The sequence below is a fragment of the Ditibartonella apihabitans genome (genome assembly GCF_002007485.1).
Classification (GTDB): Bacteria; Pseudomonadota; Alphaproteobacteria; order Rhizobiales; family Rhizobiaceae; genus Bartonella; species Bartonella apihabitans.
In genome coordinates this window covers 274,853-297,660 of sequence record NZ_CP015820.1, presented here as the reverse complement: position 1 = coordinate 297,660, position 22,808 = coordinate 274,853, and the positions used below count along the sequence as shown (strand labels likewise).

The window sequence follows — 22,808 nt, the reverse complement described above, 5'->3', positions numbered from 1 at the left end:
TTAGTATTTTATGCTCTTCTAGTTCGGCATTCAAGCTCTTACGCGACGGCGTTCCGAAACCGGCTGGAAAGCAAGTTTTGCATGGAAAGCGCAATAGGGACCTGACTCTCCCGCATCGGCACCGCAGAAATAGAAGTCATCCGACAGCGGGTCGCCAACAGGCCATTTGCATGTATTTTCACTCAATTGCAAAAGGCTCAAATGTCGTGACATCGGCACAACAACATCCGTTGAAGGCTGTTCTTCCACTTCGGAAACCGCATCGGCAACAAAATCCAGTTTCAAAGCTGTGGCGCCGATCGTTGAAGGCTGTGGTTTTTTGGCTGAAGCCGCAACAGCAGCGGCAACCGGTGCGACCGGCGTATTGCGGGGAGCACGTGGTGCCTGTGTTCCATTATTGACAACTGTTTCGACCGGCTTCTTTGTGCGTGGCGTTGCTTTTGTTGTTTTGCCACGTCCTGACAATTTCAATCGATGAACCTTACCGATAACGGCATTACGGCTAACTCCGCCAAGCTGGGCAGCAATCTGGCTGGCACTCAACCCGTCACTCCAAAGCTTTTTCAAAAGTTCAACACGTTCATCTGTCCAGTTCATACCGGCACTCCGTTTCTTAATTTCTATCAACGCCCCTTCACTTTCAGGTGGCATGACCATTCACTTTGTCATCTCGATTTTTGCCGGAATCCATCAACGCGCTAAAAAGCGCAAAAACAGTCATACTTGTTATGATATTTGCCCGACAGAACCGAAATGTTCCAGTTTTACCCAAAGTACTACTATACGCGATGACTCCCTGACAAGAGTCTACTTATGCTTATATAGGTGTTTTGCGATGTTTTCCCCAACTTGCGAATCACTTTTTTCAAAAAAGGAAAATTTGCAGGCGCAAAAATCAATTTTTGCAAGATAAATTTTGATTATGGTGTTTCAAAGGCATCAATTGACTTTTTTTCAGACAGGCAGGATAGTAAAAATGAATAATTTCGACAGCGTCGTGATGAAACACGGCGCTGTTGATGTTTTATCTTGCATAAAAGCGCTGTTTTTCAAAAACCTAACGTTTCGTTCAGAAAAACAGCGATATGATCGTTTATGCTATCGCCAAAATCGGTTTATCCGGTTTTTGGTATCCGGCATAAATTATATAATGGATAGGAGACCAGGCAATGACCCAAAACAATGCGCAACCACTTTATGATACTTTTGCACGTATCGGTTTGCGCTTCACACGAGGAAACGGTGCCTGGCTTATCTCGGATAACGGCGAGCGCTATCTCGATTTTACGTCCGGTATTGCGGTCAATGCTCTTGGTCATAACCACCCCAAGCTTGTCAAAGCCATTGAAGAACAGGCCAACAAGCTCTGGCATGTATCAAATCTGTTCCAGTCGCCTGAACAGGAAAAAGTTGCTGAAAGACTTTGTGCAAACAGCTTTGCCGATAAAGTTTTTTTCTGTAATTCGGGGGCGGAAGCGATAGAATGCGCCATCAAAACCGCAAGACGCTATCAATATGTAAGTGGACATCCCGAACGCTATGAAATCATCACTTTCGAGGGTGCTTTTCATGGCCGCACACTGGCGACACTTGCCGCCGGAGGGCAGGAAAAATATCTTGAAGGTTTTGGCCCGAAAGCTCAAGGTTTTATTCAAGTTCCGTTCGACGATGAAAAAGCATTGCGGGCTGCAATCGGTGAAAAGACTGCTGCACTGCTCATCGAGCCTATTCAGGGCGAAAGCGGGTTGCGTCCGGTGCCAAAGGAATTCATGCAATTATTGCGCCGCATCTGCGATGAAAACGGATTGTTGTTCATTGTAGACGAAGTCCAAACCGGCATGGGGCGGACAGGCAAACTTTTTGCCTATCAGTGGTCGGGCATAGAACCCGATATCATGGCGCTTGCCAAGGGTCTTGGCGGCGGTTTTCCAATCGGTGCTTGTCTCGCAACAAAAGAGGCAGCCAAAGGCATGACACCGGGGACCCATGGTTCAACATTTGGTGGAAATCTTCTTGCAATGGCAGCGGCCAATGCGGTACTTGATGTTATGTTGGCCGACGGTTTTCTCGACCATGTCAATGCCATGGCCAACCTGTTCAAACAGGGATTGGCTTCCATTATTGACCGTTTTCCCGATGTCGTAGAGTCAATTCGTGGAGTAGGGCTTTTAACCGGGCTTAAATGTGTTGTTAAAAACACTGAAGTTATTGCTGCTATGCGTGATGAAAAACTTTTAGGCGTTGGTGCAGGAAACAATGTTATTCGTCTTTTACCGCCATTGACTGTCACCGAAGATGAAATTCGCGATGGCCTTCACCGGATTGAAAAAGCAATCCAACTCGTTTCTAATGCTCACAAACAAAAATAGGCTTGATATTATGACGAAGAATATTCGCCACTTTACTGATTTGTCCATTCTCTCGCCGGAAACTGCCCGCAACATCATCGAGCACGCCAAAAAGGTCAAGGCACTTCTTAAAAAAGGCCAATCGGAAAAACCTTTTACTGGCAAAACACTCGCCATGATTTTCGAGAAACCGTCAACACGTACACGCGTATCATTCGATGTCGGGATGCATCAATTGGGCGGCGAGACGATCATGCTCACCGGCTCGGAAATGCAACTCGGACATAGTGAAACGATTGCCGATACAGCTCGCGTACTTTCCCGCTTCGTTGACATTATCATGATACGGACAACGGCTCACACCAGAATGCTGGAACTTGCAGAATATGCCGGTGTTCCTGTCATTAATGGCCTGACAGATGATACCCATCCTTGTCAGATTTTGGCTGACATTATGACCTATGAAGAACATCGCGGACCAATCACCGGCAAAACTTTTGCGTGGATGGGTGACGGGAACAATGTTTTACATTCATTCATTGAAGCATCCGCACTTTTCAAATTCAATTTGAGAATTGCAACCCCCAAAGGCAGCGAACCGCAGCAAAAATATATTGATTGGGCACGTCAAAATGGTGCGAACATTGTTCTCACCAATAATGCCGAAGAGGCCGCCAGAAATGCCGATTGCATTGTTACCGATACATGGGTTTCAATGGGGCAAGAATTCCGGGCCCGCGGACACAGTGTATTCCAGCCTTATCAGGTTAACGAAGCGTTGATGGATTTGGCCAAACCGGATGCCTTGTTTATGCATTGTCTTCCGGCCCACCGTGGCGAAGAAGTTGTCGACGCGGTCATTGACGGACCACATTCTGTTGTCTTTGACGAAGCTGAAAACCGCTTGCACGCCCAAAAGGCTGTTCTGGAGTGGTGCTTGCAGGCGTTAAAATAATACCTATCTATAAGGCTACTTGCAAAAGGTTCTACTGTTTTATCAGCTTCAGGCATTATGAAGTATTCATCTGAACAATGTTCAGAGACTTCATTGTGCCGGAGCATCTTTGCTTTTTAAAGTAAAATCAACCAGAACCATTTTGGCAAGAACGCTCTGGCAGTCTTTAAGGAAACGCGGTTTTGACAAAAGAAATGAATGCAAACGACCAACCGGCTCAAGGTAAAAAGAGCCCTTCCCTTGGTGATTTCAATTTTGCTGGCGATGATGCAGTCGTGCCTTTCGAGGTGGAAGACCTTGATGCACGTGGGCGCGCGGTGCAGTTGGGAACTGCCGTCAACAGCATTTTGTCGCGCCACCATTATCCCGAGCCGGTAGCGCGGTTATTGGCTGAAGCAATGGTTTTAACCGTTTTACTCGGCACCTCATTGAAATTTGATGGAAAATTCATTTTGCAGACCAGCTCCGACGGGCCGGTCAATCTCTTGGTATGCGATTTTAAAACTCCATCCAGTTTGCGCGCTTATGCAAGATTTGATGACAAGAAACTCGAAGAGGCTGTTGCTTCCGGCCATGATGCTCCTGAAGAACTTCTTGGCAAAGGAACTTTGGCACTCACAATCGATCAGGGCGAACATATGCAACGCTATCAGGGTATTGTTGCACTTGACGGTTCGAGCCTTGAAGAAATAGCGCGTAACTATTTCAAACAATCCGAGCAGATTCCAACCGAAGTCAAGCTTGGCGTTGCGACACTTTTCGACCGTGATGAAAATGGCCATTCAAGAGAGAGCTGGCGCGCCGGCGGCGTGCTTGTCCAACATCTTCCGAAGTCTTCTATTGAAAGCCAAACGAACAAAAAAATAGATAAGAAGACCGATCTTGATCATTGGAGAGAAGTCAAGGCACTTGTTGACACGATTGAAAGTTCCGAGATGACGGATCCGCAGGTGGGTGCGGAAAGACTTTTGTTCCGATTGTTCCATGAACACGGCGTCAGGGTTTTCAATGCAAGAGCTATTCTTGATCAATGTTCATGCTCGCGTGAAAAAATAGAAAATGTCTTGAATACCTTCACGGCGGAGGAGATCAACTCCAGCGTTGAAAACGGCAGAATTACTGTAAAATGTGAATTCTGTTCGACAGTTTATAATTTCAATCCGGAAGAATTTCGCAAAACCGGACAAGATAATGTTGCCGATCTGAAGGCAAAACAAAATTGAAAATTCAATGCAGCCGATTGGCTAAAACGCCATTCGGCTCCATTGCCATTTTAAACTTCATTGACCGTAAGCAACCGGACAATCCCTTGAAGCTGATTTATCGTATTTTAACGGAAATCAGGAACTGATCTATTGTCGGCTTTTTCGATAAAATCACTTCTAGAGAAAAATGATCCCCTCCAAAAGACATCAAACCACTCCCATACGGAAACCGGTTTGTTAAATTGCGGAAATGTCTGGTAGCGCGATATTTCGCTTCTCTTGAGAGAAAAATATAACAGATCATAAATAATAGTGAGGAAGTGCTTGAAGCTTTTGAAATGATTGGATAGTGCAATCGATCTTACTTAAAATTGCCGGAATCATTCTTCTATGCTAGCAAAACAGCGAAATGTTCAATCCGGTTTCCGGTTTAACGCTCAGGTTCTTGAAATTTTTTAAAAGTCTTTCCATGTCGGCAATATTCAATAAAAATGCTAGTCTTGAAAAAATCGGAGCGTTTCTGATATGCGCTTGACTGATGAAGACCGTGCATTGCCGCCGCAAGGCGGTTCCGGCGCAAAAAGGGGCAAGTCGCGGGAAAAACGAAAAAAGCATGGGCTCATGTTCCGTCTGATCAAATGGTGTTTCATTCTTGCTATCTGGGGCGCGATAGCTGTCGCTGCTTATGTCGGCTATGTCGCACTTAAAATGCCGCAAGCTTCAACATGGAATATCCCCCAACGGCCGCCAAATGTGCGCATTATTGATCGCAACGGATTTCTGATTGCCAACCGCGGAACAACAGGTGGTGAAGCACTTTCATTGAAAGAAATGAGCCCGTGGATATCGAAGGCCGTGGTAGCAATTGAAGACCGCCGTTTTTACGACCACTATGGCGTTGACCCTATTGGAATTGCGCGCGCAATGGTAACCAACATTATCCATAGCCGCAGCAAACAGGGAGGCTCGACACTTACCCAACAATTGGCCAAGAATCTGTTTCTTTCTCCCGATAGAACATTGGAAAGAAAGGTGCAGGAAGCGCTGCTGGCGCTCTGGCTCGAGCATAAATATACCAAAGATCAAATTCTGGAAATCTATTTGAACCGTGTTTATCTTGGGTCAGGTGCTTATGGTGTCGAAGCAGCCTCAAGGCGATATTTCGGAAAATCGGCTAAAGATATTGATTTGATGGAAGCAGCAACTCTGGCAGGATTATTAAAAGCACCCTCACGCCTTTCGCCTGCACGTGATCCGAAAGCTGCCAATGACCGTGCCAAACTTGTTCTTGCTGCCATGAAAGAAGAAGGCATGGTGAATGATGCCGAGGTAGCGATGGCAGAAGCCGAACCGATGGCAAGGGCTCAATCCTATTGGACCGGCTCGGAAAACTATGTTGCCGATCAGGTTGTTCAACAATTACCGTTTCTCATTGGCGAGACAGATAAGGATATTGTGGTCGAAACCACGCTTGATATGACACTTGAAAGGGCTGCCGAAGAAGCAATCCGCACACAAATTTCCGAAAATGGAGAAAAACGCGACGTGAGCCAGGGCGCACTTGTATCGATTGATAAAAGCGGGGCAATCCGTGCCATGGTTGGCGGTGTCGACTATGCGCAAAGCCAGTTCAACCGCGCGACCGATGCAAAAAGACAACCCGGTTCCACCTTCAAACCCTTTGTCTATCTAGCTGCACTTGAAGCCGGTCGTACCCCCAATACAATCCGCAACGACGCACCGGTCAGAATTGGCAACTGGACGCCAAAAAATTACGGCGGCAAATATATGGGTGAAGTCACATTGACCACCGCTTTATCCCATTCGCTAAACTCTGTTGCCGCCCAATTGATTATGGAGGTCGGTACCGACAAGGTTATCGAAGTGGCTCACCGTCTCGGTATCCATTCGGCACTTTCGGACAATGCCTCTATCGCACTTGGCACGTCGGAAGTGAGCTTGCTTGAATTGACCGGCGCATTTGTGCCTTTTGCCAATGGTGGTTATAAGCCGCAATTAAGACTTATCTCGAAAGTAGAAGATACAAACGGTAAAACCATATATGATTTTGGTGAAATTACGGCCAATCGCGTCGTTCAATCAGATATTGTCGGCATGATGAATGCGATGCTTGAACAGACTGTCGAGAACGGTACTGCACGAAAAGCCGCGATCGACCGTCCGTCTGCCGGAAAAACCGGCACAAGTCAGGATTTTCGCGACGCATGGTTTATCGGCTATACAACAGATTATGTGACAGGCATATGGTTCGGAAATGACGATGGTCATCCGATGAAAACAATTTCCGGCGGTTCGCTTCCCGTGCGCGCTTGGAAATCCTATATGACGGTTGCCGAAAAATCCTTGCCGGTTTTGCCGCTTCCGGGCAATTATAACCTGCAAAATGCGGTTCCCGGAGGCAATGATATTTTGCCTGAAAGCGAACAACCGTCGACAACACCTTATCCGGCTCCGCCGCCTGAACCGGGAAGTAGTGACGATTATTGGGCCCCCCGCCCGCCTGCCGATGTGAGTGAGGCACAACCTGTTCCACAAAAAAAACGTTCATTTTTTGACTTTTTACGTGGGCGGTAGTGCGTAACGCGCTAAAAATATCCGATATATCTAGCAATTTACTATCGACTCGATAAAAATGCTCTTGTAACGACTAGACCTTTAACGAACAAACCTTTGCAATCTTAGATAGGGTAAGCACATGCCAATATTCATGAAGAAGCTGTGTTTGATTATCCCGTTGATTTTATCATTGCTCACCGAAGCCGAGGCCGTCACACTCGTTCCTCCCGGTAATCGTAATACGGTACAACCGCCCGTTCCCGGTGCTTCGGCAAAACGCACGCGCGAACTTTCAACAAGCTATGCTGCAAAATATACGAAAATCTATAATCTTCTGAAGAATGACTCAAAACTAAGGGCACGCATTGTCGCAACCGCAAAAGATTATGGCATTGCCCCTATTCATATCGCAGGCGCAATCATCGGCGAACACACTTATAATGTTGATGTCTATGACCGCTTGCAGACCTATTATGTGAAAGGCATGTCCTATCTTAATCAGGGAGTTCAATTTGCCTATAACGGGGAAGACGTAACGGATTTTGTTAAACGCCCACAATTTTCTTCATGCAATGGTCTCTCGGATAGCTATAGATTATGGACATGTCGTGAAAATATCTGGAATAAGGATTTTCGTGGCAAAACAGTTGACGGGAAGAAATATCCCAATAACCGTTTCAGTGCGGTATTTTTCCAACCGTTTTTTGCCGGCCAGACCTTTGGACTGGGACAGGTTAATCCGCTCACTGCTTTAATGATGTCCGACCGCGTTAACCGGATTTCCGGTTTGCCCAAGCTTTCTGCGGAAAATGGCGGGCAAGTCTATAAAACTATTATGGACCCCGACCAGACCATTCCCTATATTGCTGCAACAATCCGCCAGTCCATCGACGCTTACCGCCAGATTGCCGGTTTTGATATTTCGGATAATCCGGGTTTGACTGCAACACTTTATAATACCGGAGGTGCGGAAGCGCGGGCACGCGCATTGGCTGAAGACAACAAGCAAGCCATTGCACATGGGGAACAACCCAAATTGCCGCAAGAAAATTATTACGGCTGGTTTGTAAACAGCAAAATCGGCGATCTTGAAAAGCTGTTTTAAAAACCTCGTCATTATTGCTCTCTCTGCTATTTTCTCTATATCTTCACTGTTACATAATCCGGCGATTTGATAATTCTTTTCATGATCCAATTTCGGCAGATCTTATTTCATATTGCCTGTTTCAAAAGCTTTCCGGTTATTTTCTCGTTCCTGCCAGAAATTGAAAACGATAATTTTTTCAACGCTCGGATAGGTTCATCAGCCAATCAAAACTATCTGTTTTGAAACCACAGCATCTGCTTGAACGTCAATTATATCCGCTACCAATTAAATTATAGAGTACAGAAAATAAGTCCTGACAATCAGAAAAACAGGCAGAACAGTTTTATCAAATCAGTTTTTTGATTGCCGCCGCAAGCGCACATAAAGCGCACCTTTACCACCGTGATTTCGCGGAGCATCTTCAAAGGAAGATATAATCTGGCGGAAAGGTGCAGTTTCCAGCCAATGGGGAACGGCTTGCCGCAAAACACCTTCGCTGCCCTGTGACAACCCTTTACCGGTTATTACAAGGACATGTCGTAAACCTCGATGGCGCGCTGATTGTAGAAAATTAAGGAGCAACGAATAGGCTTCATCGCGATAGAGGCCGTGGAGGTCGACACGTCCTTCAATATCAACACGCCCGCGCGATATTTTACGATAGGTCGGTTTATCAAAAGGAAAAAGCTTCGGCAGAGCTTCTTTCCGATCACTCTTATCATCGGTTATAATGTTCAGTCTGGTTTGCCGTAAAAGCTCCATTGAGAAAAGTGCTGGCATATCCTTGATCTCGACAGTGAAACGCTCCGATTTTGCCAAGGGAATTGCAGTACTTCTCACTTTATCCCATAAAATACGGTCTTCAAGTTTCAGCCGATCAAACTCATCCCGATTATTGTCACGAGCCATGGTCATGCAACCTTCAAATTATACGCCCGATGTGATCGGCTGAACCTAGCGTTTCTAGAGAAAATTACTCACCATCTTCTGTGCCGATAATTTTCCAGTTCGGATCGCGCGATTTGACATTGCGTGCAAACGTCCAGATATCCTTGATTTCAGCTATTGTTTGCGGGTCACCATCGACAAGTTTCTGGCTATCATCGTAAGTTGCCGAGATAATCTCGCTCTCGACCCTGATTGTCAGTTGCGCAATATCTGCCTCACACGACGCATCGATAATTTCAATTTTATCAATGCCGACAAATGTAAATTTGACAGTTTCACCTTTTTTATCACGCTCATCAATGGCGGAAGAAAATCCGGCAAAGACATCATCGGATAAAAGCGATTTCAAGGTATTTTTATCCGCTTTTGCAAAGGCTGTTACAACCATTTCATATGCGACCCTTGCCCCATCCAGAAATGAATTGGGTGAAAATGTTGCGTCTTCTTTGCGGATAGCGCGCAAGCCTTTATTAAGGTCGCTGTCTTCAGGTGCGATTTTATCAATATCGGAAAAATCATCGGCTGCTTTTGCTTCCGGTTTCGGCAATGCAACAACCGTATCGTTTTCCTTTTCTTCCGCATTTTCCGGCTGGCGTGAATAAGGGTCGAAAGGCGGTCTTTCAAAACCCGTACGTTTTCCCAACACACTGCGTAGCTGCAAAAACACCACTACGGCAATAACCAGGGCAATAACCAGTACAATGTCGAAATCCATCTTTGCGGCCAATCTCCAAAATTAAAGGGGCACCACTACGAAGAGTGTGGCAATAATCGTTGACATAAACATATAGAACAGCAAAAGCCATCATTCAAATATGGCTTTTTAATCCCTATTTAAAGAAGGAATTGTACTATAGAACGCATTAAACTCATAAAAAACCGTCGAAAGGATAGCGTTGGTGGGAAATATCTACCGTAACACACCCAATATTGCCGGTGTGATTTTGCTCATCGCAATTTTTATCGAGATTGCCGGTTTCATCATTGTCGGAAAACAGATCGGCGTTCTCGCAACTTTAGGTCTTATCATTTTATCAATGGTTGCGGGATTTGTTCTTTTGCGCGTTCAGGGAATTACGCTTCTTACCAAAATGCAAAGCGAGCTTGCCGCCGGTCATATGCCTGATCGTGAACTTGCCCACGGAGCGTTGGTTATTATAGCCGCTATCCTGTTGATCATTCCGGGTTTTGTAACCGATATTATCGGCCTTTTGCTTTTTATCCCGCAAATACGCGATCTCTTATGGAAATGGGTGTCGAAAAAGATGATAGTCCGCACCTCTTTTTCATCCGGTTTTACAAAAAACAATTACGATAACAGCCATTCGCAAACAATCGACCTTGATGCCGAGGATTATCATTCATCCGACCCGGAACATTCGCCATGGCGAAAAGATGACGATAACAAGCGTTTAAATTGATCATTGAGTGAAAAATGGTGAAAGGCCGGGCCCCATTTATTGCAACAATGCGCGTGACATGCTAGCCCATATTATCTCTAACCACACAAGGCGCGTTTTGGCGCTAATCATAGAAGGTTTTCATTATGGCCGAAGGCGATGCAAATAAAAATGGTGAAGCTCCCGTATTTACGGTCCTCACCCAATATCTGAAAGACTTTTCATTTGAAAGCCCGAATGCCCCGCAGGCATTACGACCAAGAGACAAAGCTCCCGAAATCAATATCGGAATCAACGTCAACGCCAATCCTATGGAAGATGGTAACTATGATGTTGTCCTTTCGCTTACCGCCAAAGCCGGTGAAGGCAAGGATATGCTCTTCAACGTCGAACTCGTTTATGGTGGTGTCTTCCGCGTAAAGAACATCCCGCAAGAACACATCATGCCGTTGGTTTTCATTGAATGTCCGCGTTTGCTCTTTCCTTTCGCACGCCAGATCGTTGCCGATGCAACACGTAATGGCGGCTTCCCGCCTTTGATGATCGACCCGATCGACTTTGCAGGACTATTCCAGAAGCGCATTGCCGAAGAACAGGCAAAAGCACAAAAGTCCAATCCTTCGTAAGAATTTAAAGATTCTTCGATTATTCCATTATTCCCGCGAAATTCGCGGGAATTTTTTTGGTCACTCCCTATCCCCTCGCCTAACATTTACAAAAGAATGACGTGGCTCGCCAAAGATAAACAAATCAACGAACGCCTCTATCTTTTGTCATTTAATTTTTGAAACAAAATATTTTAAAAAACAGACCAAAGCGCATTCCGCTCAATCAATTGCAAAACGGAACTTTATTGATTTTTCAAAGCATAAAAAATCCGTTTCCCTTTGCTTTGATAAAATAGGGAGAGACAATCGCCACCGCACTTATCAAACGGGATTATATATGGCTCCGCCTTCAATGATATGAAGTGATTATTGGCCAGAAGTACCTGCCAGGCTTTGTTCAAAAACGGAAGAAGCCTCCTTATTCTCGTCGCTGAAAAATAAGCTGATAGCCGCTTTTTTAATTACTAATTTTCGCAAATTATTTATTTTTGCAAATCCTTAATTCAACGTGCTTCACCGGTTGTGTTGATCAGGCAGGAATAATGCAGTTTTTCAGGCTTTATAAAGGAGAAACGGCAATTCAATTAAAAACCGCAAAAAAGCTATCATCTATAAAAAAACCCGCCTCAAAAGGCGGGTTTTTCTGATTTGTCTAAAAGCCATCGCAGTCAACTGCGATAACAGGACTGAAAGGATTATTCCTGTTCCTGCTTCTTCAATGCGGCACCCAGAATGTCACCGAGTGAAGCACCGGCATCTGATGAACCATATTGTGCAACAGCTTCTTTTTCTTCGGCAATTTCCAAAGCTTTGATTGAAACTGTGATTTTGCGGGTCTTTTTGTCGAATGCGGTAACGCGTGCATCAACCTTCTGGCCGACTGTAAAGCGTTCCGGACGTTGTTCATCACGATCAAGCGACAGATCCGAACGACGGATCGTTGTTTCGAGATCATGGTCGACCAGTTTTACATCAATGCCATTGTCGTGGATTGCAGTCACTTCGCAAGTCACAACAGCACCTTTGCGCAATTCACCGGAAGCAACGGCTTCACCGACCTTGTCGCCGGAAAGCTGCTTGATACCGAGTGAAATACGTTCTTTGTCGACATCAACATCAAGAACAACAGCCTTGACGACATCACCCTTGTTGTATTCCTCGATAACCTGCTCGCCAGGACGGTTCCAGTCGAGATCGGAAAGGTGAACCATACCGTCAACATCGCCTTCAAGACCAATGAACAGGCCGAATTCGGTCTTGTTCTTGACTTCACCTTCAACAACAGAACCAACAGGGAATTTGTTGGCAAAAGCTGTCCACGGGTTTTCGAATGTCTGCTTGAGGCCCAAAGAAATACGGCGTTTTGCCGGATCCACTTCCAGAACGACAACTTCGACTTCCTGAGATGTCGAAAGAATCTTTCCGGGGTGAACATTCTTCTTGGTCCAGCTCATTTCTGAAACGTGGATAAGGCCTTCAATGCCCGGCTCGATTTCGACAAAAGCACCATAATCGGTAATGTTGGTAACAGTACCTTTGATCTTCTTGCCAACCGGATATTTATCGCTGATGCCTTCCCACGGGTCACTTTCAAGCTGTTTCATGCCCAAGGAAATACGATGTGTTTCCTGATTGATACGGATGATCTGTACTTTTACAGTCTGACCGATCGACAGGATTTCAGACGGATGGTTGACACGGCGCCATGCCATATCGGTAACGTGCAAGAGGCCGTCAATACCGCCAAGGTCAACGAATGCACCGTAATCGGTGATGTTCTTGACGACACCTTCAACAACCTGACCTTCTTCAAGGTTCTGTACGATTTCAGAACGCTGTTCGGCGCGGCTTTCTTCAAGAACTGTACGGCGTGAAACAACAATATTGCCACGACGACGGTCCATTTTCAAAATTTCAAAAGGCTGCGGATTGTGCATCAACGGCGTTACATCGCGAATCGGACGAATATCGACCTGACTGCGCGGCAAGAAAGCAACTGCTCCGTCAAGATCAACCGTGAAACCACCTTTGACCTGACTGAAGATAACACCTTCAACGCGTTCACCGGCGTTGAATTTTTCTTCCAGACGAACCCAGCTCTCTTCACGGCGGGCTTTTTCACGTGAAAGAACAGCTTCACCCATAGCGTTTTCGATACGCTCAACATAAACCTCGACTTCATCGCCGGGCTTGAGCGAACCGTCTTTACCCTTGGCACCGAATTCCTTTAACGGAACGCGGCCTTCTACTTTAAGACCGGCATCAATGATTGCCATATCTTTTTCAATTGCAATGATGCGGCCTTTGACAACCGAACCCTCGACGAGATCATGGGTCTGGAGGGATTCAGCCAAAAGGGCTTCGAAATCCGCTTTTGTGGGATTGTATTGTGACATAGAAACTCCTGAAGAAGTGCCTTTTGATAGAATTATGAAATAAGGCACGAGCGCGCCGGGTTAGTGTTAAAACGATGTTATTTTCCTGCCGCCCGCTCTTTGGCGGGGTAGTTTGGCGCATGGCCGGAAATAACATTTCTCTTAAAGTCTTTTACCGTTTTGCCAAAATTGCATCAATTATAGCACAAGCGGCAGTAAACGCGCCTTCTATACTCAATTTTGTTGTATCAAGCAAGTGCGCATCTTTTGCAGGTTTCAACGGGCTTTCGGTGCGCTTCATATCGCGTTCGTCGCGCCGTTTGAGATCGGCAAGAATAGCATTATAATCGGCTTTCTCGCCTTTCTCCAGCATTTCATTATAACGCCGCTCGGCGCGAACTTCGGGTGTCGCAATAATATAGAGCTTAACATTTGCATCGGGACAGACGACTGTTCCAATATCGCGCCCGTCAAGAACCGCCCCTTTACTTTGTTTTGCAAAAGCTTTTTGCATGTCGACCAATGTCTTGCGCAAACGCCCCATCACCGCCACTTTCGAAGCCACTTCACCGATTTCATGTTCGGATAAATGCGCCCGATCAAGTGAACCAAAATCGATTAGCGAAGCGGTTTTTACAGCAATATCCTCGTCATCAAGTGGCAAATGACGTTTTATGAGTTCATCGGCAACTGCACGATAAGTCAAACCGGTATCAAGATAGGAAAATTTATAATGGGAGGCAAGTTTGCGCGCCAATGTTCCCTTTCCTGAAGCGGCCGGCCCGTCAATTGCAATAATAAACGCCTTTTTCAGGTTCATTCGATATGCGCTCCCAATTTGGCCATCAGCCCCATAAATTCCGGAAAACTTGTCGCAATCATGCGTTTGTCATCAATTGTTACAGGCTTTTCAGCTCCAAGACCAAGGACCAGAAAGCTCATGGCAATGCGGTGGTCAAGATGTGTTGTGACTGTTCCGCCGCCAATATTTTTTGCCGAAGGTTCGCCAGTCACGATCAGGAAATCTTTTCCCTCTTCACAATCAACACCATTTTTTTTCAAACCGTTGGCGACGGCTGAAAGCCGGTCCGATTCCTTGACTCTCAGTTCTGCAAGCCCTTCCATAATTGTTTTTCCCTCGGCAAAAGCAGCAGCAACTGCAAGAACAGGATATTCATCAATCATGGAAGGTGCGCGCTCTTTTGGCACCTTTACCCCTTTTAATCGGGAGGAACGCACGCGAATATCGGCCACCTCTTCCCCGCCGGTCTGGCGTTGGTTTTCAAAGCTTATATCGGCTCCCATTTCCAAAAGTGTGGTGATTAATCCGGTACGGGTGGGATTTAACAATACATTTTCTATTGTTATATCCGAACCTTCGGTAATCAAGGCCGCCACAATCGGAAATGCTGCCGATGACGGATCGCCAGGAACGATAATATCCTGCCCGTGCAATTCGCCCTGCCCCTCTAAATGAATATAACGAACACCGTCATTATCAGTCTCGACCTCAAGGTCGGCACCAAAGCCCACAAGCATCTTTTCGGTGTGGTCACGTGTCATGACCGGCTCGATGACAGTGGTTATACCCGGGGTATTGAGACCGGCAAGCAAAACGGCAGATTTCACCTGTGCCGATGCCATAGGAACGCGATAGGTAATCGGGTTGGGTGTCACAGCACCCCACAATGTCAACGGTAATCTGTCACCTTCCGAGGCTTCTACCTGCACGCCCATCAGCCGTAACGGATCAAGGATGCGCCCCATCGGCCGTTTTGACAGGGACACGTCACCGATAAAACGTGTCTTCATTGCGTAGGTACCGACAAGCCCCATCGTCAATCTCGCACCGGTTCCGGCATTACCGAAATCAAGCGGTTGTTCGGGTTCCAAAAGGCAACCGTTTCCTGTTCCATGGATAACATAAACATCGTTATCCTTAGTTATTTTTGCTCCCATTGCCCGCATAGCATTGGCGGTGTGAATAACATCATCCCCTTCCAAAAGGCCGGAAATGCGGGTTTGACCACTTGCCAGAGCACCGAACATCAGGGAACGGTGGGAAATGGATTTATCGCCCGGTATCCGGATATGTCCGGAAAGGTCAGCAGATTTTTTCGAGGTAGCGGGAAGCGGTTCAGACATGGCAAACGTATTTCTTCTTTATATATAGGAAAAGCATGCTTCTAACATAACGAGTTTCATACGTCATGAAAAAATACATCGCTTCAAGGAAATTGAACATGGTTCTTATTGTTTATCTTTGACAAAAGCATATTTTTGCGCTTAAGCACCGTGAACGGATTTTTTGATTAATCTCAACGGCATTTTTATGGACGCGTAAATGCTCGTGTCCGGTTAAAGTGCTTTCAAACAAAGGCGCGTGTCTATTTCTGTAAGCATATAGCAAATAGAAATATCACGACCAACCAAAAGAGGCTCGGTCCATGGCAAAACCTGAACTTGGAACCAAACGAATAGACCCGGAAACGGGCAAGAAATTCTATGATCTCAATCGTGACCCGATTATTTCGCCTTATACTGGGATCTCCTACCCCAGATCCTATTTCGACGCCACAGCCGATGCTAAGGGCGAAGATGAGGAAGAGGAGACAGAGACGGAGGACCTTGAGACGGCATTAGAAAAGCCTGAATTCATCTCGCTTGAAGATGCCGACGATGAAACCAAAGGTGGCGAAGATATACCCGATATCGGCGACGACGAGGATGTCGATCTTGGTGACGATGATGACGACGCATTCTTGCCGGATGATGAAGACGACGAGGATGATGACGTTAGCGGCATTATCACCGGTGGCAATAAAGTTCATAAAGACGACGACATTTAATGAAATACAAAGAGGGAAGTCGCTTTCTTTATAAAGATTGCAATTTCCCTCTTGATCTTTGGCGCCACTCAATTTAAGAAGCCGCCAGACAGTTTGTCTTTATCCCTGAGGGTCACAACGTGACCTTCTCATCCTGAATGGGGCTATAGCTCAGCTGGGAGAGCGCTTGCATGGCATGCAAGAGGTCAGCGGTTCGATCCCGCTTAGCTCCACCAATCTTCAAAATTTACCCGCTTCAAAAAATAGGGACTCATCCCGCTACATTCCCGAAATTTTGCTGTTTAAATTTTTTGCCCGCTAACTTTTTGCCGTTTAAATTTTTTGCCGGTTAACTTATCTGCCGGTTAACTCATTTGCCATTTCCTTCTTTGAATGAAGACCCGATTCTTCAAAGCGGCTTTATCTTTCCATTCCCAACCGGTCTTGTTCATTGCTTTTTCTATCCCGCTAATTCCCGTTTAAAAAAATCACCGTTTTTTTCCTTGAGAGATAGTTTGACACTATTGGCAAACGATTGTTGATTTTTTAAAATCTTGCCTGCGCCAATCATGACCGAAAACATGTTCGACTATTTTTGTGCTTTCAAATTGGCTCACGAGAGCGGCGATAAACTTGATTGGTTCACATTATTAATTATAAGGCATTTGTTAGACGGCTAATAAATTTCGGAAAGCGTTCTTACGCCGCCAAGAGAACGATTTTCATTCAACCATCGGCAGAATTATTAAGGAGTTCGGCACAGAATTTATGTTGGAAGATATCTATAAAGTTATTCATGAACGGCGCGATGTGCGCGACGAATTTTTACCTCAACCACTCGAAGAGGCTGTTATTAAAAGGCTTCTTGAAGCGGCTCATTCAGCGCCTTCGGTAGGCTTCCAGCAACCATGGAATTTCCTTCTCATTCGCGACAAAAAACGAATAACGCTAGTCAAAGAAATTTTTGACCGGGCGGCAGCCGAAGAAGCAAAAATTTTTAACGATGAAAGGCGAAAACTTTATAACCGCCTGAAATTACAGGGTATCGTCAAAGCACCTCTTAATCTGGTTGTCACATGTGACCGCTCGCGCGATGGCCGCACCGGTCTTGGCCGTTTTCATAATCCGCAAATGTCGGCTTATAGTTGCGTATGTGCGGTCGAAAATTTGTGGCTTGCGGCACGCGCTGAAAACATCGGCGTCGGCTGGGTTTCGATCTATCATGATGACGAGCTGAAGGAATTGTTAAAGATTCCCGCCGAAATAGACATTATCGCCTATCTGTGTATCGGCTATGTCAGCCACTTTTACGACAGCCCCGAACTCGAACAAAAAGGCTGGCGCAAACGCGTACCGCTCGAAAGCCTTGTTTACCAAGAAGAGTGGCCAAAGAATGCGCAATAATATTGCGTAAATTTTTCCAATTGTTTTTGATTCTAATCTAAATGTGATTGAGCATTGAACGAAAAAGCGTTTAAAATCCTTGCGTTTATATGATCTGTGCGGCAAAACCGTTGCTACATTGGAATTATTCAAGGAAATTCAAAATGCCTCCCTATCGCTCAAGAACTTCTACTCATGGCCGGAATATGGCCGGTGCCCGTGGCCTTTGGCGTGCCACAGGAATGAAAGACGGAGATTTTGGTAAGCCGATTATTGCGATTGCCAATTCCTTTACGCAATTTGTTCCGGGCCATGTCCATCTTAAAGATTTAGGCCAACTTGTCGCGCGTGAAGTGGAAAAAGCTGGCGGCGTTGCCAAAGAGTTCAATACAATTGCTGTCGATGACGGCATCGCAATGGGGCATGACGGTATGCTCTATTCTCTTCCCTCCCGCGAGATCATTGCCGATTCGGTCGAATATATGGTCAATGCCCATTGTGCAGATGCTCTGGTCTGTATTTCCAATTGCGATAAAATTACGCCAGGAATGCTGATGGCGGCTTTGCGGCTCAATATTCCAACGATTTTTGTGTCCGGCGGCCCTATGGAAGCAGGAAAGATCAAATGGAAAGGCAAAGACCTTGCGGTTGATCTTATTGATGCCATGGTTGCGGCAGCCGATGACCATAACAGCGACTCGGAAGTTGCCAATATGGAACGGGCAGCTTGCCCGACATGCGGTTCATGTTCGGGAATGTTTACAGCAAACTCGATGAATTGCCTGACCGAAGCTCTGGGGCTTTCGCTTCCCGGCAATGGTTCAATGCTCGCAACCCATGCCGACCGCAAACATCTTTTTGAAAAAGCCGGCCACCGGATTGTTGAATTGGCCAAGCGTTATTATGAACAGAATGATGACAGTGTTCTTCCCCGCTCGATTGCAACATTCAAATCTTTTGAAAATGCAATGACGCTTGATATTTCAATGGGCGGTTCAACCAATACGGTTCTTCACTTACTAGCCGCTGCGCAAGAAGGCGAAGTTGATTTTACCATGTCCGACATCGACCGGCTTTCACGCCATGTTCCGGTTATTTGTAAAGTCGCTCCGGCCGTTGCCAATGTGCATATGGAAGATGTCCACCGTGCCGGCGGCGTGATGGCAATTCTGGGCGAGCTTGACCGTGCAGGTCTTATTCACAGCGAAGTTGCAACTGTTCATGAAGCAACCTTGAAGGATGCTTTGCGTAAATGGGATGTCAAACAGACAAATAATCCCGAAGTCCATGAATTTTATCGTGCAGCTCCGGGTGGTATTCCCACACAAATACCATTCAGCCAGTCACGGCGTTATGAAACAGTCGACCTTGACCGCGAAAAAGGCGTTATCCGCGATGTCGACCACGCCTATTCGAAGGATGGCGGCCTGGCCGTTCTTTACGGCAATCTTGCCAAGGATGGGTGCATCGTCAAAACTGCCGGTGTTGACGACTCGATTTTGAAATTCAAAGGTCCTGCACGGATTTTTGAAAGTCAGGACTCGGCAGTGGTGGCTATTTTGAACGGCAAAATCAAACCGGGGGACATTGTGCTTATCCGTTACGAAGGTCCACGCGGTGGCCCCGGAATGCAGGAAATGCTTTATCCGACAAGCTACCTGAAATCGAAAGGTTTGGGAAAAGCCTGTGCCCTCATTACCGATGGTCGTTTTTCCGGTGGTTCGTCAGGGCTTTCCATCGGCCATGTTTCACCGGAAGCTGCTGAAGGCGGCACAATTGGCCTTGTCGAAGAAGGCGATATAATCGAAATCGACATACCAAATCGCAAAATCCATCTTAATGTCGATGACGCTACACTTGCCAAACGTCGCAAGGAAATGGAACAGAAAGGCGACAAAGCCTGGAAGCCGGAAGAGGTTCGCAAACGCAAAGTCTCCAAGGCATTACGCGCTTATGCAGCCATGACAACATCGGCAGCCAAAGGTGCTGTTCGCCAAATCTGATTTTAAAATTTTCTCTCCCGTTATAATCGTTGAATTGTAACGGGAGAGTTTTATGATCATTTTAAAAATACGTCGGCGCTTAAAAAAGCAGTCGCTCCATAATTATTTCCGAACCGTTAGGGGAACGAATGTCGGTTATTGATGTATTGGCAAAACATGCCGGTTTAACACCTGACAGAATTGCGATTTCGATCGCCGGAAATGAAATCACCTATAAAACACTCTGCCAACGCGCCGAAACTTTCAGGCGCAAGCTTTTCAATCTGGAAAAACGCCACCCTGACCGTTTCGGTTTACCGGATGATGGTCGGCTGGTGTTGCTCGCACTGCCAAACCATTTCCGCTTTGGTGAAATTTTTGTCGGCGGTTCGGCAAGCCCGCATTGCGTTGCTGTTCTTTCTGTTGCGACTCCACTAAAACAGATTGAAGAAATCATGCGTCGGCTTAGTCCCGACATTGTCATTTGCGAGAATAAAGACTGTGTTATCGCTGAAATTGCCCGCAACCTTGATCTGCCAGCGCTTTATGTTGAAAAAGGTGCTGACACCCAATCAACTTATGACCGTTTTCTGGCAACTTATGACCGTTTTCTGGCAACTTATGACCGTTTTCTGGAAGGAATCGTTCCTGATCGGGCAATAGCCGATTTACCGCTCGGGCCTTTTTTCATCGGTTTTACATCCGGCACAACAGGGCTTCCCAAAGCTTTTATCAGAAACCGTCAAAGTTGGCGAAACTCGCTCGTCACCGGACGAAAGCTCTTCGGTCTCGACACGTTACATAAATCAGTTGCTCCGGGGCCCATGGCCCACGGCGTGAGCCTTTATGCGCTTATTGAAACATTGGATAGCGGCCAGACATTTGAAAGTGTCAGGAAATTCAATGTCGATGAAGTATTGGAGCTTCTTAAAACTGCCAACCGTTTTGTCGGCGTTCCAACCATGCTCAACGAATTGAAACAACGGGCAGATGAGCGTAAGTTGGTTTTTAAAGAAGTGAAGCAACTTGTGACCGGAGCTTCAAAATTCGATCGTCAGCATTATGACGATGCCCGTGCGCTTTTCCCGAATGCGGAGATTTTACAATATTATGGCGCCTCCGAATTAAGTTTTGTTGCAGTCAACAAAATGACGCCTAGAACGCTTTCGCATGAAACTTCCATGTCGCCGGTAGGAAAACCGTTTCCCGGTGTCAAAGTCACAATACGCGATGAAAATTTGTCACCGCTCGCGCCTAATAAAATCGGCACGATTTTTGTCGAAAGCAATTTGATCTCGGACGGATATTTATGGGGTGACAATGGCAAGTCATTTGTCCGTAACCAATATGGTGCAACGGTTGGCGACCTCGGCATGACGGATAAAAATGGCGAGCTTTATGTAATGGGGCGTGCCGGTGGCATGATTATTTCGGGCGGCAACAATATTTATCTTGCCGAAATAGAAACCGCATTGAAAACTATTCCTCAAATCAGTGAAGCGATTGCGTTCGGCATTGCCGATGACATTTATGGAGAACGTCTTGTCAGCGTTGTTTCATTCAAAGATGCCCCGTTAACGGCAGATGAATTGCGCGAGTTTTGCCACCCGTTAATGGAAAAATTCAAAATTCCGAAAAATTTCTATATGATCAACCATTGGCCAATGACATGGAGCGGAAAAATTGCGCGTGTCATCGTTAAAAAAATGGTTGAAGAGGGCAACCCCGAAATCACAAGGCTTTAAAAATGGATGAAAGCAGAACACCAGTTATTATTGCGGTCGCGAGAACAGCTATAGCGCGCGCATATGGTGCGCTTTCATCTGTTGACGTGGAATATCTTCTAAGCCCGCTCATTCAGGCACTCGTCGAAAGCACAAACATCAAAAAAACCGATATTGACGATGTTATGATCGGTAATGCGGCGGGCGGTGGCGGTAATCTCGCACGCCTTGCCGCTTTAACCGCCGGACTGCCTGTCGAAATTTCGGGGTTAACGCTCGACCGACAATGCGGCTCAGGTCTTGAAGCCGTCGTTATGGCGTGCAGACTTGTTGAAGCGGGAGCGGGTGACATTTATCTTGCCGGTGGTGCAGAAAGTGTATCAACTGCGCCTTGGCGCATAAAACGCCCGAAAACGCCGCGCGAATTGCCGCAATTTTTCTCCCGTGCACGGTTTTCACCGGATACAATCGGTGACCCCGATATGGGAAACATGGCTGAAAATATTGCCCGACATTTTGGTGTATCGAGACAAAGACAGGATCGTTTTGCGCTTCAAAGCCATCGACGAGCTTTGAAAGCTCAGGCGGACCATCGTTTTGATGATGAAATCATAGCACTTCAAACAGCAAAAGGCTTATTTTCCGCTGACGATTGCCCGAGAGCAGGTTTGAAACTTGAAACTTTGGAGCATTTGCGACCGGTATTTGAAACAGATGGAACAGTCACGGCCGGAAATTCCTGCCCTTTGAATGACGGAGCGGCACTTGTTCTGGTGACATCTCTCGAAAAAGCCAAACAATTGGGTATTCAATACGGGATTGTGTTCGTTGACAGTGCTGTAAGCGGTGTTGATCCCAATCTTGCCGGTATGGGAGCGGTTCCTTCGACAAAAAAGTTGTTACAAAGAATGAAGCTCGACAATTGTTCGGATTTTAAAGTCATTGAATTCAATGAAGCTTTTGCAGCACAAGTGCTTGCCGCCATTGACGAATTGGATATATCGGAAGAACAAATCAACCGTGATGGTGGCGCAATCGCCCTTGGGCATCCCTTCGGCGCGTCGGGCACTTTTTTGACGATACGGCTTTTTTCCCAGATGAAAAATCAGGCTGACGATGCCCTTGGCCTTGCAACAATGGGAATCGGTGGAGGAATGGGAATAAGTGCAGCATTCAGGCCATATCACAACGCTTAAAAATCACTTTGCTTGAGCGGAAGCACTATCTTGATATTTTAAGCCGAAACCGGATTTTTTAAATACCGGCTTTTTTCGGCGGTCAGGCAAACAATTCAAGACCAATGCGATCAATAACCATTGGTTCATGTGAATTGAGAGCCTCCGGATGATTGTTTGATATATCCCCGTTTAACATCACCCCGTTCTTGT

The 22,808-nt window shown here is 46.2% G+C and carries 18 protein-coding genes and 1 tRNA gene; 13 read left to right on the top strand and 6 right to left on the bottom strand.

Annotated features, from left to right (window positions below; genetic code table 11):
* Positions 1 to 30: 30 nt before the first annotated feature.
* The gene (locus BBC0178_RS01290; RefSeq protein ID WP_077973402.1) at positions 31 to 597 is read right to left on the bottom strand and encodes a GcrA family cell cycle regulator; all 567 of its coding nucleotides are present in this window, start codon (positions 595 to 597) and stop codon (positions 31 to 33) included.
* Positions 598 to 1,169: 572 nt separating this feature from the next.
* On the opposite strand from BBC0178_RS01290, the gene BBC0178_RS01285 reads away from it, so the two are divergent.
* The 5 genes from BBC0178_RS01285 (at position 1,170) to BBC0178_RS01265 (ending at position 8,190) form a co-directional block, all read left to right on the top strand.
* Positions 1,170 to 2,369 carry an aspartate aminotransferase family protein gene (locus BBC0178_RS01285; protein WP_078038929.1) on the top strand — a complete coding sequence of 400 codons (1,200 nt, stop codon included), beginning with the start codon at positions 1,170 to 1,172 and terminating at the stop codon, positions 2,367 to 2,369.
* 10 nt (positions 2,370 to 2,379) lie between these two features.
* Complete coding sequence (argF, locus tag BBC0178_RS01280; RefSeq protein WP_077973400.1) at positions 2,380 to 3,303, top strand: ornithine carbamoyltransferase; 924 nt, start codon at positions 2,380 to 2,382, stop codon at positions 3,301 to 3,303.
* A gap of 194 nt (positions 3,304 to 3,497) precedes the next feature.
* Positions 3,498 to 4,526 carry an Hsp33 family molecular chaperone gene (locus BBC0178_RS01275; protein ID WP_078038928.1) on the top strand — a complete coding sequence of 343 codons (1,029 nt, stop codon included), beginning with the start codon at positions 3,498 to 3,500 and terminating at the stop codon, positions 4,524 to 4,526.
* 507 nt (positions 4,527 to 5,033) lie between these two features.
* Positions 5,034 to 7,103 carry a transglycosylase domain-containing protein gene (locus BBC0178_RS01270; RefSeq protein ID WP_078038927.1) on the top strand — a complete coding sequence of 690 codons (2,070 nt, stop codon included), beginning with the start codon at positions 5,034 to 5,036 and terminating at the stop codon, positions 7,101 to 7,103.
* A gap of 133 nt (positions 7,104 to 7,236) precedes the next feature.
* Complete coding sequence (locus BBC0178_RS01265; RefSeq protein WP_078038926.1) at positions 7,237 to 8,190, top strand: DUF1402 family protein; 954 nt, start codon at positions 7,237 to 7,239, stop codon at positions 8,188 to 8,190.
* A gap of 333 nt (positions 8,191 to 8,523) precedes the next feature.
* Here BBC0178_RS01265 and BBC0178_RS01260 read toward each other — a convergent pair whose 3' ends face one another.
* Positions 8,524 to 9,081 carry a Smr/MutS family protein gene (locus tag BBC0178_RS01260; RefSeq protein WP_078038925.1) on the bottom strand — a complete coding sequence of 186 codons (558 nt, stop codon included), beginning with the start codon at positions 9,079 to 9,081 and terminating at the stop codon, positions 8,524 to 8,526.
* A gap of 64 nt (positions 9,082 to 9,145) precedes the next feature.
* Positions 9,146 to 9,835 (bottom strand): Tim44/TimA family putative adaptor protein, encoded by a 690-nt coding sequence (locus BBC0178_RS01255; RefSeq protein ID WP_078038924.1) that lies wholly within the window; start codon positions 9,833 to 9,835, stop codon positions 9,146 to 9,148.
* 184 nt (positions 9,836 to 10,019) lie between these two features.
* On the opposite strand from BBC0178_RS01255, the gene BBC0178_RS01250 reads away from it, so the two are divergent.
* On the top strand, positions 10,020 to 10,541 hold the full coding sequence (locus tag BBC0178_RS01250) for an FxsA family protein (RefSeq protein ID WP_077970050.1): 522 nt from the start codon (positions 10,020 to 10,022) through the stop codon (positions 10,539 to 10,541).
* A 125-nt stretch (positions 10,542 to 10,666) separates the two neighbouring features.
* Positions 10,667 to 11,146, top strand: coding sequence for a protein-export chaperone SecB (gene secB, locus BBC0178_RS01245; protein ID WP_077970048.1), 480 nt, complete (start codon positions 10,667 to 10,669; stop codon positions 11,144 to 11,146).
* A 677-nt stretch (positions 11,147 to 11,823) separates the two neighbouring features.
* On the opposite strand, the gene rpsA is transcribed toward secB, so the two are convergent.
* From rpsA to aroA, 3 genes are all read right to left on the bottom strand, one after another.
* Positions 11,824 to 13,524 carry a 30S ribosomal protein S1 gene (gene rpsA / locus BBC0178_RS01240; RefSeq protein WP_077970046.1) on the bottom strand — a complete coding sequence of 567 codons (1,701 nt, stop codon included), beginning with the start codon at positions 13,522 to 13,524 and terminating at the stop codon, positions 11,824 to 11,826.
* Positions 13,525 to 13,675: 151 nt separating this feature from the next.
* Positions 13,676 to 14,323 carry a (d)CMP kinase gene (cmk, locus tag BBC0178_RS01235; protein WP_078038923.1) on the bottom strand — a complete coding sequence of 216 codons (648 nt, stop codon included), beginning with the start codon at positions 14,321 to 14,323 and terminating at the stop codon, positions 13,676 to 13,678.
* On the bottom strand, positions 14,320 to 15,648 hold the full coding sequence (aroA, locus tag BBC0178_RS01230) for a 3-phosphoshikimate 1-carboxyvinyltransferase (RefSeq protein ID WP_078038922.1): 1,329 nt from the start codon (positions 15,646 to 15,648) through the stop codon (positions 14,320 to 14,322). The genes cmk and aroA overlap by 4 nt, the downstream gene beginning before the upstream one ends.
* 302 nt (positions 15,649 to 15,950) lie before the next feature.
* Between aroA and BBC0178_RS01225 the strand changes: the two genes are divergently transcribed.
* The 6 genes from BBC0178_RS01225 to BBC0178_RS01200 all read left to right on the top strand — a co-directional run bounded on the left by BBC0178_RS01225 (position 15,951) and on the right by BBC0178_RS01200 (position 22,616).
* A complete protein-coding gene (locus tag BBC0178_RS01225; RefSeq protein WP_077970038.1) occupies positions 15,951 to 16,352 on the top strand; it encodes a TIGR02300 family protein in 402 nt (133 codons plus the stop codon).
* A 139-nt stretch (positions 16,353 to 16,491) separates the two neighbouring features.
* Positions 16,492 to 16,567: transfer RNA gene (locus BBC0178_RS01220), tRNA-Ala, on the top strand.
* Between the two features lie 532 nt (positions 16,568 to 17,099).
* The gene (gene bluB / locus BBC0178_RS01215; protein WP_078038921.1) at positions 17,100 to 17,735 is read left to right on the top strand and encodes a 5,6-dimethylbenzimidazole synthase; all 636 of its coding nucleotides are present in this window, start codon (positions 17,100 to 17,102) and stop codon (positions 17,733 to 17,735) included.
* A gap of 143 nt (positions 17,736 to 17,878) precedes the next feature.
* Positions 17,879 to 19,717 (top strand): dihydroxy-acid dehydratase, encoded by a 1,839-nt coding sequence (ilvD, locus tag BBC0178_RS01210; protein WP_078040293.1) that lies wholly within the window; start codon positions 17,879 to 17,881, stop codon positions 19,715 to 19,717.
* 128 nt (positions 19,718 to 19,845) lie between these two features.
* Positions 19,846 to 21,441: an AMP-binding protein gene (locus BBC0178_RS01205; RefSeq protein ID WP_078038920.1), complete on the top strand. Its 1,596-nt coding sequence runs from the start codon at positions 19,846 to 19,848 to the stop codon at positions 21,439 to 21,441.
* Between the two features lie 2 nt (positions 21,442 to 21,443).
* Positions 21,444 to 22,616: a thiolase family protein gene (locus BBC0178_RS01200; RefSeq protein ID WP_078038919.1), complete on the top strand. Its 1,173-nt coding sequence runs from the start codon at positions 21,444 to 21,446 to the stop codon at positions 22,614 to 22,616.
* Positions 22,617 to 22,808: the final 192 nt, after the last annotated feature.